Raw genomic sequence first — 24,274 nt, 5'->3', positions numbered from 1 at the left:
CTTTGGTTATGCTAGCAAAACTATCAAATTAAAATGCGAATCCACCTATGTTACCTGTACTTCGTATCTTGTTAATTGAGCATGATCCTGTAACCCTACAAGATATCTCAACTAATTTATCGAAATCTATTCCAAACTTTGAACGAGATGATATTCAAATAGATATCATTGAATCTCTAGATCTATCTCAGGCACTGAACTGTGTAAAGGAAGATGGCGATATTCAAGCGGTTGTTCTTAGTTGGGATATACATAATACAGCTGGCGAGAAAATATATAGCCACTTTATTGAAGAGTTAAAGGCAATTCGCCTAGAGTTGCCGGTTTATGTTATTGGTGACGACACGAAAGGGCTGGAGATCGTTAACGAGTCTGAGGAAATAGAATCTTATTTCTTTAAAGATGAAGTAATCTCAGATCCTGAAGCGATTTTAGGCTATATGATCAACGACTTCGATGATCGCTCAGAAACGCCATTTTGGACGGCTTACCGTCGATACGTAGGAGAGTCGAATGATTCTTGGCATACGCCAGGACATAGTGGTGGCTCTAGTTTTAGAAATTCACCATATATCAAAGACTTTTATCAGTTTTATGGCCGCAATGTGTTTGTTGGCGATTTGTCGGTGTCGGTAGACTCACTGGGCTCTTTATCTGATAGCACAAACACCATTGGACGCGCGCAAGAATCAGCCGCGGCAACATTTGAAGTCAATCACACGTACTTTGTTACTAATGGCTCCTCTACTTCGAATAAGATTATCTTACAAACATTGTTGCGTAAGGGAGATAAGGTAATCATTGACCGTAATTGTCACAAATCCGTACATTATGGCATTTTGCAATCGGCAAGTTTTCCTATCTATTTGGCAAGTATACTAAATCCCAAATACGGCATTTTTGCCCCGCCATCGTTGGCCGATATTAAGTTAACAATTGATCAAAACACAGATGCTAAGTTATTGGTTCTTACGGGTTGTACTTACGACGGTTTACTTAGCGATTTGAAGCAGATTGTTGATTATGCTCACCAAAACGGCATCAAGGTATTTATTGATGAGGCATGGTTTGCATATTCATTGTTCCATCCAAATTTCCGTTATTACTCGGCTATACACGCGGGCGCCGACTACATAACTCACTCGGCGCATAAAGTCGTATCGGCGTTCTCACAAGCGTCTTATATTCACATTAACGATCCTGACTTTGATGCCGATTTCTTTAGAGAAATTTACAGTATATACGCGAGCACGTCGCCTAAATATCAGCTTATTGCGTCTTTGGATGTTTGCCAAAAACAATTGGAGATGGAAGGGTATAAATTACTCAACGGATTATTGAATCATGTTGGAGAGTTTAAACAACAGATGGCGTCACTCAAAAAAATTAAAGTGCTTGGTAAAGAAGACTTTATGAAAATATTTCCACACTTTAGTGGTGATAATATGGGACACGATCCGTTAAAAATTCTTATCGACATTAGCGAACTACCATATTCATTAAAGGATATTCATAAATATCTATTAGATGAGATTGGATTAGAGATAGAAAAATATACTCACAGCACCATCTTGGTTTTACTAACACTTGGCGGTACTCGATCAAAAATCATACGCTTGTACAATGCGTTGAAAAAATTAGACAGCGGCAAGGTTAAGCTATCAAAATCCACAAGAAAATCTCGCTTGCCAGAAAACCTACCTGCTATAGACCTAGCATGTATTCCAAGTGATGCGTTTTATGGTGAGCGTGAATCTGTGCCAATGAGTAAGGCTAATAACCGAATCTGTGCCGGCTTGGTGACACCATATCCACCAGGGATTCCATTACTCGTACCGGGACAAAATATCACTAATGACCACATCGAATACTTACAAGAGTTAGCGAGTCAAGGGCTGACCATTCAAGGCAGCTTCGATGGTGAGATTTATGTTCTTAAAAAATAAGGCAGATACATAAATACAAATCTACCACCAAGCGGTAACCAGTTAGCTTGGTGGTAGGCGACGTTACTTAAAAGGTTTAATCGACTGTACCGTCAGCAGATTTTAAGGCCGACAGGTCGGTTAAACGTGTAACGAGTAGCTGCTCGACTCTGATGCCATCAACATCAATCGCCTCAAACTTATAACCAGAATGCACAACATAATCAGTTCGTTTGGGTATACGCTTTAAGGTATAAATCAAAAAACCGGCAATGGTTTCATATTGGTTATTATCAGGGAAAGCCTCAATATTGAGGAGTTTTATTAAATCCACTGTAGGTGTCACGCCATCAACTAACCAAGAGTTACTATCACGTTGCACTATCTGCTCTTCACCGTGTGTGTTAATCAAGTCACCCATAAAGTTATTCATTAAGTCTTTTAACGTAACAAGACCAACAATCATGGCGTATTCGTTGACCACAATAGCGAATGGTTGCTTTGTAGACTTAAATTCGTTGAGGGCTTCTGAAAGCGTGAGTGTTTCCGGTAAGTAAAACAGCTCTTTTTGGATGATACTTTCTTGTAAATGTGCGGGTTCGCCCTTGAGAAGCTGACGCAATATTTGCTTTGACTCGACCGAGCCAACCACGCGATCTAAATGACCATCGCATACTAAAAAATGATTATGAGGATGCTCAAGGATTTTTGCGCTAATGGTGGCGCTGTCATCTTTTAAATCGAAATAAACAATGGCATCTCGAGTTGTCATGGTTGTGGGCAAAGTACGACCTTCAAGCTCAAACACGTTACCCAGCAGTTGATACTCCTGTTGCCGCAATGAGCCGTGTTCTGCGCCAGCGTCCATCATTGCAACGATATCTTCCGTGGTGACGATGTCCTCGCGTACCGTTGGCACTTTAAAAATACGTAAAACTAGGTTAGTAATACTATTAAAAAACATCACAAGTGGGGTAAGGGCATAAGTGATGATGTTCATTAGACCAACGATTTTTGCAGCGACGGCTTCTGGCATGATCATGGCGATGCGCTTTGGTAATAAGTCGGCAAACAGTATAAATAAAGATGTAATGGCTAGAAAAGACAACAAGAAGCTAATTTGCTCCGCTAAGGGACCGGTGTATATCAACGCAACTAATTTAGAAGTATAGGGAGTAAGTGTTTGCTCACCAATGATCCCTCCGAGGATAGCGATGGCATTTAACGCAATTTGGATCATGGCAAAAAAGCGGCCAGGTTGCTCTTGTAAGCGGATTACCGCCTCTGCTCTTTCATCACCTTCATCGGACATAACTCTGAGCTTAATTTTCCGTGAAGCAGCGATGGAAATTTCTGACATAGCAAACAAAGCGCCAAATAATATCAAAATGGCAATGCCTAACAATTCACTCATTTTATACTCCAATTCACCGTGGTAGCGGGCTGCCAACCTCGTATGGCTTCACTGAAGAAGCGCGCAATTATTATAGAATATTAATAACTCAGCAACCATTTTGTTGTAAAAACGGTCTACAACACAAAGGCTTTGGTGGTGGCTTTCCACACAATTCGACTATTCCACAAACTAATCATATGAACAGATTTTATCTGCATCCAATTTTATGAGGTATCCGTATAATACCCACAATAGAAAACACTGCTGGCTGTTTTCCGAATTAATACATGAAAGGATACCAAATGACGCATAATCAATGGCTGTTACCAATCGTTTTAGGATCATCAGCAATGCCATTTTCTGTTACAGCAGAAACTGCAGAGGCGGCTGAGCAGGCAAGCAATACGCTTGAAACTATTACTGTTGAAGGTCGTAAAACAAATTTAATCGGTGACGCCATATCCGCATCTGAAGGTCTTGTTGGCCAAGAAGAGATTTCAATCCGACCGTTATTAAGAACAGGTGAAGTATTAGAGTTAGTTCCTGGAATGGTGGTGACTCAACATAGCGGCACAGGAAAAGCGAACCAATACTTTTTGCGTGGCTTTAATTTAGACCACGGCACCGACTTCTCTACTTTTGTTGATGGTATGCCCGTTAACATGCGCTCGCACGGTCACGGCCAAGGTTATACAGATTTAAACTTTTTAATACCAGAGACGGTTGAACGTTTGAGTTACAAAAAGGGATCTTACTACGCCGATGTTGGTGACTTCAGTGGTGCAGGTCATGCTGCGTTCTCTACGTTTAAAAAAGTAGAACAGGGACAAGTTGAACTTACGCTAGGTGAAGACAACTATCATCGTTTTGTTGTGCTTAACGATGCTGAAATAGCTGGTGGCGATACATTATATGCCTTTTCTCATACCGGATATGACGGCCCTTGGACTGACATAAACGAAGACTTAGATAAAACAAATGCATTGCTTAAGCAAACCTATGAATTAGAAGACGGTTTTGTTAGCGCAACATTTATGGCCTATGACAATACATGGAACAGCGCCGATCAAATACCGGGTCGTGCCGTTGAGTCTGGCTTAATCGACGAATTTGGTTCACTTGATACCAGCGTAGGTGGCGAATCATCGCGTTATAGTTTAAGTGTCGATTGGCAACAAGGTCAGTGGCAAGCAAATGCCTATACCATCAACTACGACATGACATTGTGGTCAAACTTTACTTACATGCTGGACGATACCCTTGATGGCGATCAGTTTGAACAAGTTGACGAACGTACTATTTGGGGCGGTTCACTAAGCTATACATTAGACGAAATAAAGCTATCGAATGGCATGCCTATGAACAACGTGGTTGGCGTTGAGCTTCGTAATGATGATGTTGCAGAAGTTGGTTTATTCCGCACTAAAGAACGTCAACGTCTTGGTACTATTCGTCGTGACAGCGTGGATGAATTTAGCTTAGGTTCTTACTGGCAAAACAGCATTGACTGGAATGAACGCGTTCGCACTGTGATTGGGCTTCGCCATGATTTCTACGACTTTGATGTGCGTGATCTCGTTGGCAATGGTATGGGTCTAACAAATATAAATAACGTTAATCTTGCGGCTAATAGTGGTGAGTCCGACGACTCGCAAACCTCTTTAAAAGCCAATATTATTTATTCAATCAATGACGCTTGGGAAGGTTACCTTTCATACGGCCAGGGCTTCCACTCTAATGATGCTAGAGGCACAACAATACGCATTGACCCATCAAACGGTGACGCAGTTGACGCAGTAAATCCTCTTGTTAAATCAACAGGCTACGAACTAGGTTTACGCGGCTACATGAGTGAATTGTTTAACGTTTCTATTGCATTATGGCAATTAGAATTAGACAGCGAATTACTATTTGTTGGCGATGCCGGTAATACTGAAGCCAGCGACGCGTCTGAACGTCATGGTTTAGAGCTAACCACCTATTACTATTTTAATGAAACGTTAAGCGTTGATTTAGAATACGCGTACACAGAAGCCAAATTTTCGGGTAATCCAGACGGTGGCGACTTAATTCCTGGCGCACCAAAACACGTTGTTCAAGCGGGTGTAAATGTGGATATTGACGATGCTTGGTTTGGTAGTTTTAGGCTGAGATATTTTGGTAAACGTCCATTAATCGAAGATGGGTCGGTTTATTCTGATGCGAGCTTTATCAGTAACTTAAGAGTGGGTTACCGCGATGGCCCACTGACTTACAAAGTGGACGTGTTAAATTTAACAAACAGTAACGACCACGATATTGACTACTTTTACGAGTCTCAATTAGCGTCAGAAATGAACCCTGTTGAAGATATTCATTACCACGCCTTTGAACCGCGTACGATAAGACTGTCGGTGAACTATCAATTTTAAATTTGACCTCTTTATTTAGGTAACTTGCATAAAAGTTACCTAAATAAACCAAGCCGTTCTTTTCCCTAAACGTACTATCGCCTCAAAAACTTCAAGTAAGTATCAACCACATTGGGGCTTGTCAGTAAATTAAGGTGGCCGACATTTTCAAAAACATGCAGCTCTTTATTCTTAATATTCGTTAATGATTTATATAAGCTTTTATTAATGCTCGGCGGTGTTTCCCAGTCATCTTCTGCTGATAACATTAACAAGTTACCTTCATGTTTATTGAGTGAGCTTACGTTATCAATTTCCAATAGCTCTTTAGATGGTTTTACGTTTACAAAAGGTTTAATCACGTAACCGAGTAATGTTGGAATGCCATAGGAGTACTTTGCTTCATTCACAAATACTTCGTCCATCCAGTCATTCACATTCGATACGCTGCCTTCTAATACAAGGTGTGACACCTTTTCATTAGCGGCTAAGTCTATCGCTAAGATGCTGCCAAGCGATAAACCATGGACCACGATTGAGTTGTCGGATTTATTGTTAATGGTGTTGAAGACGTGTTTAGCATCGCTTGTTAAGCTTGCGAGTGTCGCTTCACCACCGGTAAAGCCAAAACCTCTATAATCAAACCAATAGACATCCGCATTCATTTCTAACATCAAGGGCAACACGTTTATGTAGTGCTTTTCAATTGGGAAGTTATTCGGGCCAAAGTATAAAACGACAAACTCGGGATTTTTTTGTTTTACATGAATGCCAACGGATTTGTTTCCATCTTTTTGTTCAACCTCAACAATGTCTGCGTGAATATCTGGGTTTAACATTCGTATATTGTTCAGCGTTTCTGCATAGTCGTAAGAGGCTATCGGAGTTTGATTGGCTAGAAGAGACTGTTCACTCGGCGCTAGAGTCATACATCCATTTAATAACAGTAAAAATAATGAGGTAATCAATAATTTAAAGCACACAAAGTCATTCCTTAATTTTGGGTTACTCAGATTTCATAATAACTCAAATATTAGTAGCAGACTTACTTAATTATAGCTAGTTTACTGATTTAAATTAGATTGCGAAATTAGATAGTTTCGCAGAAACAAAGTTATTTTAGAGGCAAAATTGAGAGCTAAAAAGACGTCGTTTAAACTCGTTTTTGGACAAAAATGTTTTAGGGTATTAATTCTAAAATTTCGTTTTAAGCGACTTACAACAGTTGGCTATAAATTGTGAGGCTTGAACAAAACCAACTGTTGCTAGCCAGAGTTGAAAATCGTTATTAAGGGGATTTTAACCCCTTTCCATCTCTATCATTTTCATGGATTTTATCGAAATCTGCTACAGTAAAATCTGATAACTTTCCTGTTATATTAGTTTTTATTAAATCTTCACAATTTATATTCATACGAGTAAACATCCCTAATAACCACTCATCTATTTCTGTTCCAACAGAAGAGTTGGGCTTTCCCAAGCGTTCATCAATGAAGAACAGTACGATGTTCAAAATAGGCTAAAGGTAGTTGTATGAATCGACACCAGTATTCAAGTTTTTTTCAGGAAAAACTCAGGTTATTTGGCCGAGTTTAAATATGTTTTAGAGGAAAATAAAACAATCCCAAGGAAAACTAATGAAAGCGTTTAAGATTTTACTTATTACTTCAATTACGTTGCTAGTAATTAATCCACCAGCATTTGCGAATGACAATGAGGAATTGCAAACTGTTATTCAAACAGAAGCGAATACTGTACATGATGATGCACAAAAAGGAGCAGTAGAACCAGCTTTGCAAGCTACGTTTATCCCAGACTTATTGGGAGTGTGGAATCTCATTATAGGTCGAACACAAGAAATACGAGATGAGGCATTTGAACAAACGAAAACTCTACAGCATGGTATGAACCATCACAGAGACGTCCTATTTGATCTCACAATGAATGTGAGAAATGACTTAAGAACAAGTATTACTTCAGAATCGGAGCGGTTAGTGTCTCAATTAAATGAAGGTTATGCTGACTTAGATAATCGAATTAAAGATGAAACTAATAAGGTTACTTCTGATGTGATCAGTGCCAAAGACGCTATTCAAAAGGATTTAACTTCACTTACAGCACAAATTCAAACTTTATCGGAACAAGGAATTGGGCTAGGAGTTCTGACAGCCGAAGACCTTACTGCAATGATTACCGAAATTAAGCACAATAGAGAGCTCTACCAAAAAGAAATAAGAGCATTTGAGTCAGAAAAAGAAAGGTTTCTTGATGATTTTGTGGACTTCATTTCGAGTTTATTAGAGGTAACTAAAAAAGGTTTTGATCTTGGCCTAATGGGAACTGCCGATATTGAAAAAATAGCTAATATAAATATAACAGAAATTAATTTGGTTCTTTCTCATCTACCAAACGACGTACTCTATCCTCTTTATAGAGTTTTAGATCGAGAGTTGAGATATTGGACTGAAATGAATAACTCTATTTCTGAATCAATCGATATTGTAGCTTCTCCATTACGTAACATGAATCCATTTATCAATAATTTGTCGATATCAATTAGCTCCGACTCAGTAAGATCATTGTCTCCTTTTCATAAACAGATGGAATTTTGTGATGATCATATTCTAAATAATTTTGACAACTTGAGCCAAGCTTTAAAAATAATCGAATATTACAATACTATATCAAAAGTCCTAGCATCCTTACTTATAGAAGATGTTTTAAAGTCTTTAGATACGACAGTTTTCGAATACAGCATCGTTAAATCATTCAAGTTTCCTCAAATTAGCAAGCCTGGCGTTTGGATGATGATAAAACTATTGGACACAGCACCGAAAATAACTGGAGAAATAGCTTCAAAACTAAAACCTCTACTTAACTCATGTGCAACTAATGATCACATCAGAAGTTCTCAGAAAGCTCAACTCGATATTCTCACTCAAATTTGCGGTTCCATGAGAAGTTGTTCAATTCAAAACTAATTTATATAGGGGCTAGAAATGAACTATTGTCGTTTTTCAATCATATTTATTTGGCTTTTGTTTAGTCAATACGCCAGCGCAAATATTATCAGTAACGGAGGCTTTGAAAGTTGTAGTTTCGAAAATTGGCATAAAAGTACTGATGGATTTGGGGAGTTGAATATTGGTAATGACTTTGAAATTATTAATTCAGGTAACGACTGCAAAGCCAAATTAAACATTGGGTATTATAGCGAACCAGGTAATAGCTCTTCTTGGTTATCAGCAGCGTTAAGTGAAAATATTTTATTTTATCAATTCGACTTAGCTGAGGACTTTAATTTTTTTAACAAAACACTGAGTTTCGAATGGGAGGTACTGGTTGAGGGGGACGGCTTGGGCCTTATGCCTTCCAGCTTGAATGTGGCTTTTTTTGATGGCACAAGATATTTTAATGAGAGCGGACAAGTCGGCTTATTAATCGACAGTATGGAAATTACTCAAAATAAATTTGGTGTAAGTGTTTTTAATCTTAACTTTGCTACTCAGGATATGAATGAGTTATATCTTGATTTTAGGTTATCAGAAGGAGAAGTTGATGACTTTATCGGGGCAAGTTTGATAATTGATAACGTCAGGTTGATGAATGTAAACGAGCCACCAGTTTTACTTCTGATTCCTTTAGTTGTTTTAGGCGTCTACTTAAGAAAACGTCTCTGTCAAATTTAGGCTTAATAAAGCACAATTTCACTATGGACCCGAAAAAGTTAAAAAAAAGACTTTAACGGGTCAATAGACTAGAAAATTAGGGCAGACGTAGGATAGTAATAGCCGAATAAAGCATGGTGGCACTGCGTTCACAGATATCGGTCGAGTTATAAGTGGGGAACTCTCTCGCTCCTCATCAACGATATTCAGGAGGTCACAAAGCCAAAGTGTAGTAATCGACACTATTTTCCTGGTCAACTCATAGTTAGATAAAGAATATAGACATGTTTATAAGGGGAAAACCCTACACAGAGATAGGACGTCTGGGTTTACTATCCCGCTTAAAATTGCCAGTTCAAATTCTGATACTTAATTCGTAGTTTACGATGGTACTCTTCTTTTAATGCTAAAAATCGCGCTTCATTTTGATAAGGCAAAAAGTAAGGGCTGTCAAAAAATAGGTAGTATCGACCTATAGGCGGCGTTTTTTGCTCTTTAACAATTTGCTCTAGAAGTGCATACATGATGTCCTTGTTTTGTGATAGTGCTGCCTGCTCGGCGAGGAAAAACTCAGAGGGTTGTTTGTCCTGAAAGATATTTTTGAGCCATTGTTCTCGCTCAGGAAAAGGTATTGTTAGGATATCTATTTCCGTTAGATAGGTTGCAACAAGCGTTGCTAATTCTGGAATCGTCTGTGTACTTCGGCCATCGAGATAAATTGTGAGCGCTGGCTGTATTGAGGATATAACTGATTCGGTAAAATCTTCAGCGGTTAAAAAAGCCAGCGATTGAATTACAAGACCTAACGATAGCTCATTAGCCAATACATAGTCTGGGTGATTTGTCAGCAGTTTAACTATTCGAGTTGCGTTTGCTGATTGAATCGCCTCTGCCATGCTGATATTCCAGCACTGTTGTAAAGGAAGTTGCTTGCTGGTGCATAAAGACCAAAGCCGTTCAAGTTGATGAGCCTGTGCTGTTGCCGACAATGACAGAGCGTCAGTTTCAAGCGTATATCCCAGATTACCATTATCGCGCAAACTTTTTCGCCACAATATTGCTTGTTGATGCTCGCCATTGACCATTGCTGCAATATTATTTATCCACTCTGTTGACTCATCTGAGGGTGCTATGTCGGTCATTTTTACTGCCCAATCCTTTGCGCTTTGACCATCTCGTTTAAGGCTATACACATATGAGAGCCCGGCATACAAACGGTAAACTAGAGGGTGCTCATTAATCCCCTCTAACCCGTAAGAGATTGCTTCATCATAACGGTGTAAAGACGACAGGGTTGTCATTAGATAAAAATACAATGTGTAGTCACGTTCGCCGTTCGCATGTGCGGCTTGCAATAATGTCAGTATTGCTTCGGATTGTTCTGGTGTTCGGTCTAGATACTTATCAGATAATTGGAGCTTTAAAAACCAAAATGTATCAGGAGGAAGATTCAGATATTCAGCACGGGCCATCAATTCATTAACTTGCTTAATTAATATCTTGCGTTGGTCTTCATCAGCAAACTCAATCATTTGAAAGTAGTGTGATGCTAAGGTGCGAATAATTTGCGGCTCATTAGGGGCAAGTTGATAAGCTCGCTCTAGATAGTCTGTGGCTTGTCGCCATAGTTCTTCGTCGTAGCTTCGCTTGATCAAGTTACTACCGAGAAGAAGTAGTCTATTAACTTCACTCGTTAATGATGAAGGGCGACTGTATGCGACGGGAATAGAAAAATACTCGCTCAGTGAGCGAAGAATTACATTTACAGCATTATTAAATGCCATTTCATGGATGACGACAGTACCTGAAAATAGCGTTAAAAAATTATTTGCATCAACTAAGCGATAACGAACTTCGAACTCAAAACCACGTCTCGTTATTCCACCCTCTATCAAATAATCAATGTTGATCAGTTCTTTCGCTCTAGTCACAGTCATATTCTTTGCGCCAATCATGTCGCTGCTTGTACGGCTAGCAACATTAATTCTGTCGGTATTGCTCAAACTGTCAATTGTTGCATCAAGTAACACACTACCTAGTGCTTGAGACTCCAAATCATTGGTGTCAAACACACTGAATGGCATAACTAAAACTGTGCCTCGATGAGCCTTTTCTGAGGGCTGAGTATAGATAAAAAAAGAAATACCAACAAAGGCCAGCACCCCCAATACCCCTAGTGACCATGCTGTTGTCGTGCTTGTTTTATTGTTCTGCTTATCACAGGGTAACTTGGATGAGACATGCTCCTGTACTATGTCGGAACCACCTTCCTTATTAGAGTGCTCGGTCAGCAAAGCTAGTTCTAGCTTGTAGCCACTTTTGGGTACAGTAGTGATAAATTTTGTTTTGGAATTTAGAAGCTGGGACAAAGATTTGCGAAGCTCAGAGATGGCCTTTGATAAAGATTCATCACTGCCAAACCGTCCTGGCCAAATTTCTTCCAATACTTTTTCTCTAGTAACCACAGTGTCACCATTGGCATGAAGAAAACAGAAAGTCTCCATAACTTTGGGCGCGACTTTAAGGTGGCGATTGTGAAAGCAAAGTGTATTCTCAATGGGCGATATTCGAATGTTGCCAATTGTGAATTCAGCTAGTTGTTGCGTCATATTTAAAGCGTACAGGTTTTTTTTACTGGTAAAACTATAACAGAGCACAATGATGCAAACAATTTATCTATTATTGGACAAAATCTAAGCAGTCTCGGATTTGATGTTGGTTAATCTGTCGATTAATTATACTCGTTCAAAAAAAAGTTAACTTTTTTTCAGGTTTTTTATGCTTCAGTTTCGTAATTTCACTCCTAACCCTAGGTTTATATAAGAGTTAAGGATATGAAAAAAATCTTCTTTTGGATCGCTGGTGCCATACTTGCGATTATTTTAATTGCCACATCTGTTGGAGCCCATCAGTGGTTCACCGACAAACCCTATTCAATGCGTTTATACTTGGATAGAGAGGTCATAAAATTGATGCTCACAAGTCCAGAAATGAAGACCGGAATGGGACTTGATAAGTTAGGGCTGACAGCGCATTTGTTCGAATTAGATTCGGGGAAAGAATTAACCTTCTTAGAAAAACTGCCCAATCTGTACGCGTTAAAAGCAGGAGTAAATCAATATACTAATTTACAAGATCAAGAAAAGCTCAATCAGCAAGCAGTTAATTACCTCCTTGATAAGTTAATCAACTTAGAGAAATACAAATATCATAATTATCCGCTCGATACCTTTGGGGGATTACATAGTCGATTCCCGGATATGATGGTTAAGAAACATCCTATCGAGAGTAAAGTGCACGTTGAAGGTTATTTGGCTCGATTGAAGGACAGTGAGCGTTACTTCAGTAGGGTGATTGATGGTGTCAGGTATCGCGAACAGCGGGACATTATCCCACCAAAGATCGTGCTCGAAAACGTTATTAAACAATTGAAAAAGTTTGTCTCGTCTGAAATTGAGGACAATATTCTCCTTACATCCCTTAAGGTTCGCATGTTGGCGCTGGAGGATGTTGATGTAGAGCAGCAAGCAATTTTTCTCAATCAAGCGGCCTCACTGATTGAGCATCATGTTTATCCAAGTTATCACAGAATGATAGCGCTGTATGAAGAACTTCATATGCGTGCTGGCGACGGGGTAGGCTACTGGCGTTTGCCAGACGGAGAAAACGCTTATCAAGCCCTCCTGGAGTTTTATACAACCGCCGATGTAACAGCGAATGAGGTATATCAGACAGGCGTTAATGAGGTTAATCGTATTCAAGCGGAGATGATGCGAATCCTAAATAATGACATAGGCATCACGTCACCAATATTTTCGGAGGCAATGGCAGCGTTTAGCTCACGCGAAGCTTTATATTTCCCAGATAGCCCCGAAGGAAGACAACGTGTTTTAGAACGCATGACAGAAGCACAAAAACGAATGAACGCATTGTTACCTCAGTACTTTTCGATAACGAATGTACCTGAACTTGAGTTCATTCGAAGTCCATTGTTGACAGAAGATAAAGATTCCTTGGCTCGGTACGCGAGAAACTCTGTGCTAGTCAATTTAAAGGACATGCGAGCATTGCCGGAAAATAGTTTACCGGTACTCACCTATCATGAAGGTACTCCTGGTCATCATTATCAAAAGTCAGTGACCGCTAATTTAGCAAGCATGCCGATAGTGCTCTCGGAAACCCCCTTCGGCGCATATATGGAGGGGTGGGGAATGTATGCAGAGCGTCTGGGTTATGACCTAAATTTATATTCTACCCCTGAAGAGATACTCGCATACTTGCAATATGACTTAACACGCGCAGGTCGCATGGTGATAGATACAGGGTTGCATATTAAGCGTTGGTCGCGGGAGCGGGCGATTGATTACCTTGTGACTGAAATTGCACTTAGCCGTGACGAAGCCGAAATTGAGGTTGATAGAGCCATTGTAGTGCCGGGCTCTGGCCCGATGTATAAAATTGGGCAAATGCGAATACTCGCACTCCGCGAGCAAGCAAAAGTTGCAATGGGTGAGGCATTCTCACTCAAGCAGTTTCACGACGATGTATTGAACAGTGGCGCATTGCCACTCGATTTGCTCGAACAGAATGTAACAGCATCCTTTTCTGACTTGAATTAGTTCAGACAAGATCTGACATTTCGATTTGAAAAATTGAGAGTTACCCGTTTTGATAAAGGTGTCGAATATTTAATCAAAACAAACAAAAGGTAACTCTCATGTTGCATGTTAACAATCCAATCATTAAACACAAAACTGGTTTACTTAATTTAGCCGAAGAATTAGGTAACGTATCCAAAGCCTGTAAAGTCATGGGCGTTTCACGAGATACATTTTATCGATACCAAGAGCTAGTCGAGGAAGGCGGGCTCGATGCGTTAATTGATAAAAATCGTCGGTCTCCTAATCTCAAGAACAGAGTTGATGAAGCATTTGGGGAAATCGAAACAGCTCATCCTGGTTATCTTGGCTCACAAGATACGTTTTATGTGGGTAATCTCAAAGGTGTCGGTCGTATTTACCAGCAAACGTTCGATACATACAGCAAGGTTGCGTTCGCTAAGCTCTACACGACTAAAACGCCTATCACAGCAGCAGACATACTCAACGATAAGGTTCTGCCTTATTTCGAGCAACAAGAGCTACCTATACTGCGTATCCTAACGGACAGAGGCACTGAGTATTGCGGTAAGGTCGAACATCACGATTACCAGTTGTATCTGGCGATAAACGACATTGTTCACACGAAAACAAAAGCCATGTCACCTCAGACAAATGGGATCTGGGAGCGATTCCACAAAACGATACTAAATGAGTTTTATCAGGTCACATTCCGTAAGAAGCTTTATAGCTCACTGGAAGAACTGCAAAAAGATCTGGACGATTGGCTAGTTTATTACAATACTGAACGAACTCATCAAGGAAAAATGTGCTGTGGCAGAACACCACTTGAAACATTAGAAGATGGGAAACGTATTTGGGCAAAGGTGAGCCTGCAAATAAAACGCCAATTGACAAAAGTGAGTTATTCATCACCATTCTGAAAGGGTTTTCAGAAGTAGGTAAACAGTATTTTTATCTCCTGCACCTGACTTCAGCAGTTTGGTAGCCCCACACCAAAGCTGCCATTACCAGCAGCGATCGTTGGCTGAGAAACAAGATGATATAGACAATACTGGAGAATTAATCTTAAATTCAGTTTTAACTTGTAAGTATGCAGAGCTTGTAATCTGACGAGAGAAATCTAATAAGCGTCATGTTTGAATTTAGTCATTTAGGTTTCCGTTCTAATAGTTTCTAACCTGGCATACAGATACTCGGTAAAAAATCCGTGCATCAAAAATCGTTGGCCTAAGTTCCATGGACCAACAAGGTACTGAGGGTATTTATTATAAGCGTATTCAACGATTTCTGGCTCGCCAATAATATTGCCAATTCTAATTGCAATGGATTGGTCTAAGTTAAAACCATTGATAGCATCCCGGTATTCTTCTTTCGTTAGCAATAAACAAAACAAACACATAAAAAGGGCATGAGACGTTTCAAAATCGAACACTTGCGTTTTGCGCTTTGTAACGTCGAATTGGTCCATATTGATAGTACGCCATTCTTGCCATTTAAGTTGTTCCGGCATTAAAGGCTGACAGTTGTTTTCTAGATGAATAAAACAATCAAACAATTCTTGGTCGTGTTTTACAAACGAGTCTTTTAGCATGTCATTGATAGACTTAGGATATAACTCGAGTCTAGCCTGTTGGTTAGAGTTCTCGGCCATAAAATTAAGAATGTTTGACTCAGTAGCAAAATGTCTAAGGATCAACAAATTGGCCTCTGGAGAAACAAAATGTGTACAAAACCAGCAAATGGTTTTCTGCAGAAAGCTATGGGCACTGAATTGAGGCAAAGGCAAACGTTTTAAAAGCCACACAATGTGTAGCAGAATGGCAAATAAAAACTGCAACAAAGGTCGAATTGTCCAGCGAAATGGATTATCCAAATCTTTTAGCCATAAGGTAACTGCTGCTTGCTCTAGCGGCAGGGAAGAGTCTTTACTGATCGCTTGTAAATACGGGCTGTGTTTTGACTTAGACATTGTCCACTTCCTCCAGTTGTAAAGAGTATAAACGAGCTACCACCTTGGCGGTTTTTTCTATTTTGGCAATGACATGTTCGTTCGTCGCGACACGATCGATTAGTTGATATAGCTCTTCAAGGTGATGCTCGTCGTTTTCACCATGGTATTTCATAAACGTAGTCATACTAGGTTCTACGCCAAATTGTTCGTCAACGAGACTAGCCCACTTGGCAGCCATCTTATTGCCAAGCCCTTCGACTATCCACATTGCACCAATTAAGTCAGTCGGATTAGGCTGAGACGCACGGTACATCAAGAATCCATGCAAGGCTTCTGAGCCAATGTTTTTTTCTGCTGTCTGGATGTCTTCTAAGTGACCGCCAGCGCTGACGTAGTCTCTTTCTAGCATCAAATAGTCTTTGTGTTCGTCTTTGGCGTGGTGAATCACAGATGAACGAATATCGCTGTGATCACGGTCAAAACTAGACGCACAACGTGTGATCCATCTCGAGCCTTCTATAACCTGCTGACGCAGGTTTAACAACAGCTTTTGATAATCAGCTTGGCTCAATTTACCTTGCTCTAGTCGTTTAATGATCCCCACTTTTGATAAGGCCAAATCAAATTCAAACCAAACTTTGAGTAATTTTTGCAAACAAGTTTGGCCGTTGGGGGTTAATACGTGTTGTTCCATTTTTGTTTTTCCCAGTTTGTTTTCGCTGCTACTTTTCAACAACTGTTAAATGCATGTAAGCACAGTTAAAACGACCGCTTTCTGGCACCATGCAAAAGATAGTGTCACCGGCTTTATAAGTTTGCGTTTTTAAAAATTCATCCAACATGATAAAAATTGATGCACAACCGGTATTACCGCGTTCATATAAATTCGTGTACCACCTGTCTTCAGGGATCATGCAATTAGCCATGTTAAGCAATTCAAAAATTTTAGATTTGAAATACTTAGAAGAATAATGACACAAAACGTGATCGATAGAGTTTGCCGAAAGCTGTTGCTCATCTAAAACTTTAAGATAACCTTGCACACCAACGTTGATGATATTGTCGAGTAGCCGAACATCTTGCCTTAACAATAAAGCGCCGTCTTTTTCAGCGTCACCATAGGTTGGGTAGTCTTGCCATGTTTTACCTCCTGCCTGTTTTGGTGTCCCTACGCTCATACAGGTCGGATAGACATCGGCATGTGAGTAACTTTTGACCCAGTCAATTCTTAAGCTAGTACCGCTTGTAGCCGGTGTGTCCTCTAGCATCAAGGCGCCTGCACCATCGGATAACATCCAGCGCAAAAATTCGGCGTTAAAGTCGACTTCTTGCTGTTCTAATGCTTCATAGCGGGTGTGTTTAAACAATCTAGAAGACAGTTCACTGGCTATAACTAAGGCATTGTTATTACAGCCAGCTTTGATACTAGTAAATGCGGCTTTAAGTGCCATCATGCTACTTGAGCAGATTCCGTGACTGGAGTGTAGCTCGACACCAGAAAGGTCGAGTTCTGCCTGTACCATGCTGCCAAATCCGGGCAAAACTAAGTCACCTTGGCTCGTGGCACAACTAAGCATTTGAATGGTATTTTTAGCTACTGAGCTATTTTCGATACATTCATTGCCTGCTAATGATGCCATGGCTGAATTTGAGATAGTGGTCTGGTGCTGTTCGTTGATGGCGTAATGACGAGTCTTAATGCCGTTGGACTGCAAGATCTTGTGCTTTAGTCGACTTGGCTTTCCGTTAATCAACCCCAAGACCTTTTCGATTTGGTCATTGTTGATAGCCGGTCCGGGTAAATGATTACCTGTGCTAGTGATATATACTTCCAATTACCCTTCCTTCTTAATATGCATTCTTAAACAACGAATGTTTTCCTCTATATATGGAAATACGCATGCCACTGCCATAAACGATAGATAAATAGGGATAAACTTATCGCCGCCATGGGGAGCCTCAATGAGCTTCAGCGTCACGTTGTCTTGCCAGTTTAGTGTGAGCAGGTTTTCAAACTGCTGCCAATTGATGATGACTATCGTTGCTAACATATAGGTGGGTAGTGAACCCAAATAGGTATGTGCGTGCATTTCCCAGATAGAGATCTCTCGTCTAGGCGAAGCGTAATGTACATCCCAGTGTGCAACGAGTTCGTGGCATATCCAGGTGATAAAACAAATAATTAAGATTAGGACGTTAACTTCAAAAGTAAGACAGAGCGCGATTGGTATCGCCATTTGTATACCCATTACAGAGTGCATAATGGATTCTTTCAGGCCCGAATTTTGTTCGATATGAGTGGCTCTGTGGCAACACCAGTCAACAAATCCTGCTATGCCCCAAAGTGGCAAAAACAAAAATAATAAGGCGTTTATAAGTAAATCTGAGGTTTCCAATTCCAATGATTCCTTGTCGATTAAGAAGGTAGGCTGTCAGGTTGAGAACGACATGTCTATAGGTTTCCGTATTTAACTTTAACTGGGGCATTGACTCGAATCCATTTACCATTACACAACTCGCGCCCTTTTCCGAATTGGGTAGTTTTAACAAAGTTGATAGCTACTTACCAGTGTAATTAAAAATTTATGGTGTTAATTTTTAAGCAAAATGTTCTGGGCTGTTTTGGGGCAGAAACAAGTTGTTGATGTATATTTGTTATGGGGGTGTTTGTTAGTGGAATATTCGCTGAGATTGGCTCAATAAAAAACGGCCACTAAAAGTGACCGCTTTATATTCTTAACAGTTTGTTGTAGATTCTAAATAAAGTCAGAAACAAAAATCGTCTATGAGCCCTGAGTTATGGTTCGTAACGAATGACTCGGTTAGAGGAAAGTCGGAAACAAAAATAACGCTAGTATTTGAGTGAGAAAAACCGCTCTAATTTTGATAAATCAAAGTTGGAAACAAAAACCCTGTTGAGATATCCAACATCAGATTACTTCAATCGAATAAGTTCTAACGTCCACCTGAATTCGACTTAACGACTGCTTTGCCAAAAGAGAACATTGAGTCTAGATTTTGCAGCCTCAAAATATAAAACACAAAACCCGGTGATAAGGCAACTAGAAAACTAATTCACACATTAGGAATACAAGAAACAATGTGGGCGTAATTGGTGAGCCATTTTACTAGCAGAAGCCAAGACGCCATCCCATTGGACATCAATTTCATTAACCATAGTTCCGAACAGCTATCACCTTAAAATTTTCATATATAATAAATATATCTAACGCAATATCGAACGTTTGGTTTAGTTCAAAGCAGTTTTGTACGTCTATAGCGAGCTTATTGCCTAGCTCTGCTTATCCGGAGCTCAGATTAATTAATAATTTGTGGCAATATTGATATACCCAGCTGTTCTTTAAATTTAGGGCTTAAATGCCCAATACGGTTGTACACCCAATCTATTAAGTCTTCACCATTCATAACCTTAATATTATGCTCAGACGCTAGGCTAATAGTTGAATCGTCAACTCTACCTGTAGTTACCACCCATTTATCGTGGTGTTCATCTTCATCAATATCTACCAGTTGTTTTACAGCCCAATCGCTTGTGTTTCCTTTATGGTGCTTTACCTGAATAAATACTCGATTTGATGACACAGGGTCATTGCGCGTTGCTGTTATATCTATGTCTGAGATATCCGACGATTGGTTTTTGGCTTCGATATGAGCAGTGTACCCTTCAATTTCCAGCAACTCCTTAACTAGCTGCTCTAGGCCGCACCCACCACTTTTCAGTGTTGTATTTCCATTTACTATATTTGAAAGCAGATTCTGCTTGAATGATTCAATGGCTGCATCTTTCTTTTGCTGAAAAATACTGTCAAAGCAAACTTTGTTATCTGTCTCTAACTGGCTGACATACTCTGTGATTTCATCACGAAAATCATTTAGTGACGCGATGGACATCCTGATTTTTAAGCGACTTTCTAAACCTTGCGATAGCTTCGAACGGGGGATTCTAATAACAGAACCTTGCTCATCTTTGAAGTAATTAACGCTGACTCTGTTTTCTCCATACTGGATGCCCTGTCCATAACTTTTAGCTCCCTGAACCTTGCCAAGTACTATTGCTCTGTGCACTGGAATAACGACTACATCACCATTTTTCAGTTCATAGAATCGCTTCATTTGGTTTCTGTGTCGGCCAACTACTATTCCATTACTTGCAAGGTAATCACAAATAGCATTTATCGAATCAAACGCTGAAAAATTTGCTTGTCCCCAGCCATATCCCGCCAAGTTATCGGTTATTAACTCTGATGGACTCCTAACAAGTACAATATTTTTATCGGTTAGCATAGTCTACTTCTCTTTCTAGAAAGCTATATAATTCCGGCGATTGTTTTTGTAATTTCATCAGGGCGGACTTATCCGAAGCCATCGTAAAAAATAGGTAGAAAAAAAACCAGGTCACAATGCTCGTACAAAATAAGACGCCAAAAAGCGCGTCAGGGAGAAAAGTTAACTCAAGAGAGAGGGTGGTGGTAACAAAATTACTTAACTCGACCATTTCTTGTTTAAAGTTATCTAAACAGATAACAATTGAACCTGAAAAAGCAAACATGGAGACAAGGGCAGTCGCTTTAATTCTATATTCATCAAGAAAGCCAGCGATAGTATCAAGCGCTTTTTCTTTTCTGCTATTAAGCGCAGCATGAATGTGTTGAATTAATTTTTGCTCTTTTTGTGACAATGCTCTTAGCAAACTGTGTTGCTCTGAAATCAGCTGCTCAATAGATGTTATTTGTTTTAAGTATGGTTCTCGTCTCAATTCTAAAACGCTTAAAAACTCTGCCGTTTTTTCATTTAAGGTGTTAATCTGATCATTTAAATCCAACTTCAAATTGTCGATATTCTTTTTCGTTTCTTTCCCTTTGTTGCTTTTTAAGCTGATACTGCCATTTTTATTGAAGCTCCCATTGTTCGCTCTATAGTTTTCTATAGTCGCATCAATATTAGCTTGGGTTTGAGTAATCAAATTTAAAGAATTAAAAATTGAACTTAAATAAGCACTATCTTCCGGAGCAAATTTAAGCTGTTCTATTACTAAATCTTTATTTTCTAGGTTAATAGAACTAGAGTTGTTTATATTCTTAAACTGATTAACAAAATTAATTTTCTGCTTAAAAGTATTAGCTACTTTTTCAGGCTCAATAATTGTATTCTTTAATCGCTCTATTTCCGCCTGAACTACCTTCTCTTCTTCTTTAACACTATTTTGGGTTGCGTTAATTTCAGCTTCTTCTTGTTCTGTTAACTGCAATGTGTCAGGTGCTATTGGCGGTATTTTTATCCACTTAAACAAGTAAAATAAAAACACGGAAATATAAAGAACAACTCCCACTGTGCCTATCAATAGTATTAGAAATGCGACTATGAATAGGATGATAAATAGAATAGGGTTATTCTGCTTATTATTATTTTTAGCCATTTTCTTATCCTCTTAGTGCGCTGCTAACTCTATCCACCCCTCTTACACCTGAAATACTCAGGACGTTCGGGTTAAATATTTTCCCTTCTTTTCGGGCTATTAATCTTGAAATGATGGGGGTTGCCACAGCTAAGAAGAACAGAGCTAATGTACGCTTAGTTCTTCTAGCTTGTCTTGTTTTCCCTGAAGGATTCATAGCAATTAAAATCGCACTGACTAGCATAAGCGCCCAAACGACTTTTGTTACTACAATAATAGGCAGCAAAGCTCGTGGCCCAACATTCCATGTAGCGGCAATGACTTTATATGTTAGAAAAACAGTTGGCCCCCAAAGGATTAAATTTGCCAAGATGGCTGGTATAGGCACGGAGAAAATAAAAAGGCTAATTGCTACAGGCCAAGCGAATATGCCCGCTGAATACATCAGATCATCAAAATCGTAATATACTGGAGCCTTGCGAGCTAAACCAACTATAGTGCCAATACATGTAAAAATGGTTATTACCGACATAATAATTAGTACTAGTAGTTGATTTCCCCCTTTGGATGCCTGCTCTAATGCTGGTTTTCCTATAGATTCTTTTGCTTTTTGACTTTTAATGTCATGAAGCAGGCTTTCAATTTCCTTTTCAATTTCTTGTTGGCGAGCAAGGTTTTCTATAGAGGTTAAATCATTGTTTTTAACATATTCTGATAATTGTGCTTCCAGCTTCGCTTGTTCTTTGAAATATAGAGTTAAATTATCAATTTTCGTCAATTTATCTTTTAAAGTATCCCTGCTATTTTCATAGCGTTTTCGAATTTCTTGATTGGGATGCTCTCTATAACTGACATTTTTGTTGAAGAGTTCAAGGAACCATTTTGAGGACGAGTATTCTGATTGAAGTTGTTTATTTAATTCTGTATAGGTATAACCATCGCTGCCTACCGCATACTGAGAATACTTATTAAGTAAGTTATCTATATGTGCATTTAATTTATCAAAATCTTTTTGATAATGGTTAATATCGCCAATTCTGGATTGTTTAATGTATTTAACAATTAGCTCAGCGCTGTTAGTAAACCCATTTTTTAATGTATCGCCACTGGCCATTTCATTTTCAGAATAAATGACATTATTTCCTTCAGAGTAGCAATTTTGCAACGCTCTTTCGTAAGCTGACTGCGCGACTGGGAGACTATATGGTGTGGTTTTAGGCGGAGATATTTTATGTCCATATAAACTTGCAGGTAACCTAACATTGCTCCTTTCACCTTGTTCTACATACCACAAAAAATCTTGAGGGTTGTAGCTCAACCATCCTAATTGATTGCAATCAAGCACGGGGTTGCCAATATTTGTATTTGCTGAAAGGCTGCCTGAAAATAGCAGGGCCAACGCAAATAGTGATCTAAATAGGGTCCAATAATTACAGCTTTCCATATAATCCACATCCTACCGATTTTTTTGTTTTAGTTATTAATTCTGTCACAACTAGATAATCTAGTCATTAGCATCCTATTTGCATTGTGACCTCTTGAAAGTCCTTTTCAGTCTTTACTCAACAACTTGTTGTTTTGAATACGGGCTTTCATCATATTGAATATTCTTTGTCATACCCGTACTTCGTTCTGGTTAACTTCAATAATTGCGTAACTTGCTTGGTTATTTTTGTGCACTCCGCCAGGGTTAGAAACGATTACGGAGCCTAAGCGAATTGCATGCTTTGCTGGTCTGTGGATATGTCCACACAAAAGATATTTCACCTTGGACATACTTGTTTTAAGTGCAGCTTTTATAGCGAAGCAACCGAAATCTTCACCTGATGATTTAGCACAGGATGAACTGATTGGCGGCACATGATACAAAACGACATCACAATCCACATAGGCTTCGAAGTTATCCGCTTCATAGCCGATGCAGCCAAACATCACACCATCAATTAAGGTTCGTGTTCCGTCGCCATACAGACCAGAACCATTGGACAGCCAAGACAAAGAGCCCTTGAAGTAGTCGTGATTACCTGAACAAACAAATAACGGCTGTTCAAATTTATTGAACCAGTTCGTAAAGAACGCGACCTGTTCCGCCAAAGAGGGTGCTTCTTCTCTGTCATCGAGAAAATCCCCTGTCAGGCAGACCACATCATAGCTCGCTCGATTTGCCTCTATCCAGTTGATAGCGTCTCTGGAGAAATGCAAATCTGTGCAATGTAATATTTTCATGTAGACTGCTTAACCCATTATTTGCAAAATATCGGCAACGGCCCTAGTCTTGCCGGAAGCACTCAATCGGCCTTTTGAATTAAAAGGGAGGACCAAAGCAGGATCTTCTAAAAAAAACTGCTCAATAGATCTGCTGATGTTAACCTTCTTATCAGCCTTTCGCGTAACATGGTAGGGATCTATGGTTAACCATAACGAGATTTCTTTTCCATCGTCTGTCCCTGAAATTTGCTCTATCAATGCTTCCATTTTTCCCTGTAGTTGCTCTTTATTAGAAACGCTAGTCACCCAGTTTTTGCCCAAAGTTTCTGTGCTGTTAAGCTTTTTAAGTAGTAGGTTCAAATTGTCGTCTAAATTGTCACTGTGCCACGAAACCCAAGTCTTTCCTTTTTTATGCTCACGAAACCAACGCTCTTTAAGGGAATTAGTATATTCGCCAACATACAGAATGTTTTCTTCTGTTGGCTCAGTTCCTATAGTCACCAAGTAAGTTGAACATTCTGCATTAAGAATCTCCTCTGTCACCAAGTGAATTGCAGTTGGGTTCTCCCAGTCCCGTGTTTTGCCGTTTGATGTAATTTCGAAAGGCGTACCTGATAAGTAAAAATGGCCGACTTTGGCAAACTCAAAACCCTTAAATAATTTTCTTGTGAGCACTACGTTATCCTCTTGTGTTTCTT

At 39.5% G+C, this 24,274-nt stretch carries 19 protein-coding genes; 6 read left to right on the top strand and 13 right to left on the bottom strand.

Going from position 1 to position 24,274, the window contains the following annotated elements; all coding sequences use genetic code 11:
• Positions 1-47 precede the first annotated feature (47 nt).
• Positions 48-1,946, top strand: a complete 1,899-nt coding sequence (locus J9318_RS00280; protein ID WP_210560543.1) for an aminotransferase class V-fold PLP-dependent enzyme — start codon at positions 48-50, stop codon at positions 1,944-1,946.
• Between the two features lie 76 nt (positions 1,947-2,022).
• Here the strand turns inward: J9318_RS00280 and paeA are convergent, their stop codons facing one another.
• Positions 2,023-3,339 (bottom strand): polyamine export protein PaeA, encoded by a 1,317-nt coding sequence (gene paeA / locus J9318_RS00275; protein WP_210560542.1) that lies wholly within the window; start codon positions 3,337-3,339, stop codon positions 2,023-2,025.
• Between the two features lie 284 nt (positions 3,340-3,623).
• Between paeA and J9318_RS00270 the strand changes: the two genes are divergently transcribed.
• Entirely contained in the window at positions 3,624-5,732 is a 2,109-nt protein-coding gene (locus J9318_RS00270) for a TonB-dependent receptor (RefSeq protein WP_244731755.1), read from the top strand.
• A 74-nt stretch (positions 5,733-5,806) separates the two neighbouring features.
• Here J9318_RS00270 and J9318_RS00265 read toward each other — a convergent pair whose 3' ends face one another.
• Together J9318_RS00265 and J9318_RS00260 are read right to left on the bottom strand one after the other, a co-directional pair.
• Positions 5,807-6,694, bottom strand: a complete 888-nt coding sequence (locus J9318_RS00265) for an alpha/beta hydrolase (protein ID WP_210560541.1) — start codon at positions 6,692-6,694, stop codon at positions 5,807-5,809.
• Positions 6,695-6,999: 305 nt separating this feature from the next.
• Positions 7,000-7,224 (bottom strand): hypothetical protein, encoded by a 225-nt coding sequence (locus J9318_RS00260; protein ID WP_210560540.1) that lies wholly within the window; start codon positions 7,222-7,224, stop codon positions 7,000-7,002.
• 124 nt (positions 7,225-7,348) lie between these two features.
• Here J9318_RS00260 and J9318_RS00255 point away from each other — a divergent pair, with 124 nt between their 5' ends.
• Both J9318_RS00255 and J9318_RS00250 read left to right on the top strand, forming a co-directional pair.
• Positions 7,349-8,692 carry a hypothetical protein gene (locus J9318_RS00255; RefSeq protein WP_210560539.1) on the top strand — a complete coding sequence of 448 codons (1,344 nt, stop codon included), beginning with the start codon at positions 7,349-7,351 and terminating at the stop codon, positions 8,690-8,692.
• A gap of 18 nt (positions 8,693-8,710) precedes the next feature.
• Entirely contained in the window at positions 8,711-9,400 is a 690-nt protein-coding gene (locus J9318_RS00250) for a hypothetical protein (RefSeq protein ID WP_210560538.1), read from the top strand.
• Positions 9,401-9,720: 320 nt separating this feature from the next.
• On the opposite strand, the gene J9318_RS00245 is transcribed toward J9318_RS00250, so the two are convergent.
• Entirely contained in the window at positions 9,721-11,988 is a 2,268-nt protein-coding gene (locus J9318_RS00245) for a winged helix-turn-helix domain-containing protein (protein ID WP_210560537.1), read from the bottom strand.
• 225 nt (positions 11,989-12,213) lie between these two features.
• On the opposite strand from J9318_RS00245, the gene J9318_RS00240 reads away from it, so the two are divergent.
• Together J9318_RS00240 and J9318_RS00235 are read left to right on the top strand one after the other, a co-directional pair.
• Positions 12,214-13,998, top strand: coding sequence for a DUF885 domain-containing protein (locus J9318_RS00240; RefSeq protein ID WP_210560536.1), 1,785 nt, complete (start codon positions 12,214-12,216; stop codon positions 13,996-13,998).
• A 98-nt stretch (positions 13,999-14,096) separates the two neighbouring features.
• Complete coding sequence (locus tag J9318_RS00235) at positions 14,097-14,921, top strand: helix-turn-helix domain-containing protein (RefSeq protein WP_210560535.1); 825 nt, start codon at positions 14,097-14,099, stop codon at positions 14,919-14,921.
• 230 nt (positions 14,922-15,151) lie between these two features.
• Here the strand turns inward: J9318_RS00235 and J9318_RS00230 are convergent, their stop codons facing one another.
• The 9 genes from J9318_RS00230 to J9318_RS00190 all read right to left on the bottom strand — a co-directional run bounded on the left by J9318_RS00230 (position 15,152) and on the right by J9318_RS00190 (position 24,251).
• Positions 15,152-15,970 (bottom strand): DUF6999 family protein, encoded by an 819-nt coding sequence (locus tag J9318_RS00230; RefSeq protein ID WP_210560534.1) that lies wholly within the window; start codon positions 15,968-15,970, stop codon positions 15,152-15,154.
• A complete protein-coding gene (locus J9318_RS00225; protein ID WP_210560533.1) occupies positions 15,963-16,646 on the bottom strand; it encodes an iron-containing redox enzyme family protein in 684 nt (227 codons plus the stop codon). The genes J9318_RS00230 and J9318_RS00225 overlap by 8 nt, the downstream gene beginning before the upstream one ends.
• Positions 16,647-16,674: 28 nt before the next feature.
• Positions 16,675-17,787 (bottom strand): beta-ketoacyl-ACP synthase III, encoded by a 1,113-nt coding sequence (locus J9318_RS00220; RefSeq protein WP_210560532.1) that lies wholly within the window; start codon positions 17,785-17,787, stop codon positions 16,675-16,677.
• Positions 17,788-18,213, bottom strand: a complete 426-nt coding sequence (locus J9318_RS00215; RefSeq protein WP_244731752.1) for a diguanylate cyclase — start codon at positions 18,211-18,213, stop codon at positions 17,788-17,790. It abuts the gene before it with no gap.
• A 1,057-nt stretch (positions 18,214-19,270) separates the two neighbouring features.
• A complete protein-coding gene (locus J9318_RS00210) occupies positions 19,271-20,257 on the bottom strand; it encodes a restriction endonuclease (protein ID WP_210560530.1) in 987 nt (328 codons plus the stop codon).
• Positions 20,244-21,389 carry a coiled-coil domain-containing protein gene (locus tag J9318_RS00205; RefSeq protein WP_210560529.1) on the bottom strand — a complete coding sequence of 382 codons (1,146 nt, stop codon included), beginning with the start codon at positions 21,387-21,389 and terminating at the stop codon, positions 20,244-20,246. Before J9318_RS00205 ends, J9318_RS00210 begins: the two co-directional genes overlap by 14 nt.
• Positions 21,390-21,393: 4 nt before the next feature.
• Positions 21,394-22,812 (bottom strand): FlxA-like family protein, encoded by a 1,419-nt coding sequence (locus J9318_RS00200; RefSeq protein WP_210560528.1) that lies wholly within the window; start codon positions 22,810-22,812, stop codon positions 21,394-21,396.
• 170 nt (positions 22,813-22,982) lie between these two features.
• Positions 22,983-23,594, bottom strand: a complete 612-nt coding sequence (locus tag J9318_RS00195) for a metallophosphoesterase family protein (RefSeq protein ID WP_210560527.1) — start codon at positions 23,592-23,594, stop codon at positions 22,983-22,985.
• A gap of 9 nt (positions 23,595-23,603) precedes the next feature.
• The gene (locus tag J9318_RS00190) at positions 23,604-24,251 is read right to left on the bottom strand and encodes a hypothetical protein (RefSeq protein WP_210560526.1); all 648 of its coding nucleotides are present in this window, start codon (positions 24,249-24,251) and stop codon (positions 23,604-23,606) included.
• Positions 24,252-24,274: the final 23 nt, after the last annotated feature.

The sequence above is a fragment of the Psychrosphaera aestuarii genome (genome assembly GCF_017948405.1).
Lineage (GTDB): Bacteria > Pseudomonadota > Gammaproteobacteria > Enterobacterales > Alteromonadaceae > Psychrosphaera > Psychrosphaera aestuarii.
The sequence above is the reverse complement of the archived record's forward strand: the minus strand, read 5'-3'. Positions and strand labels throughout refer to the sequence as shown.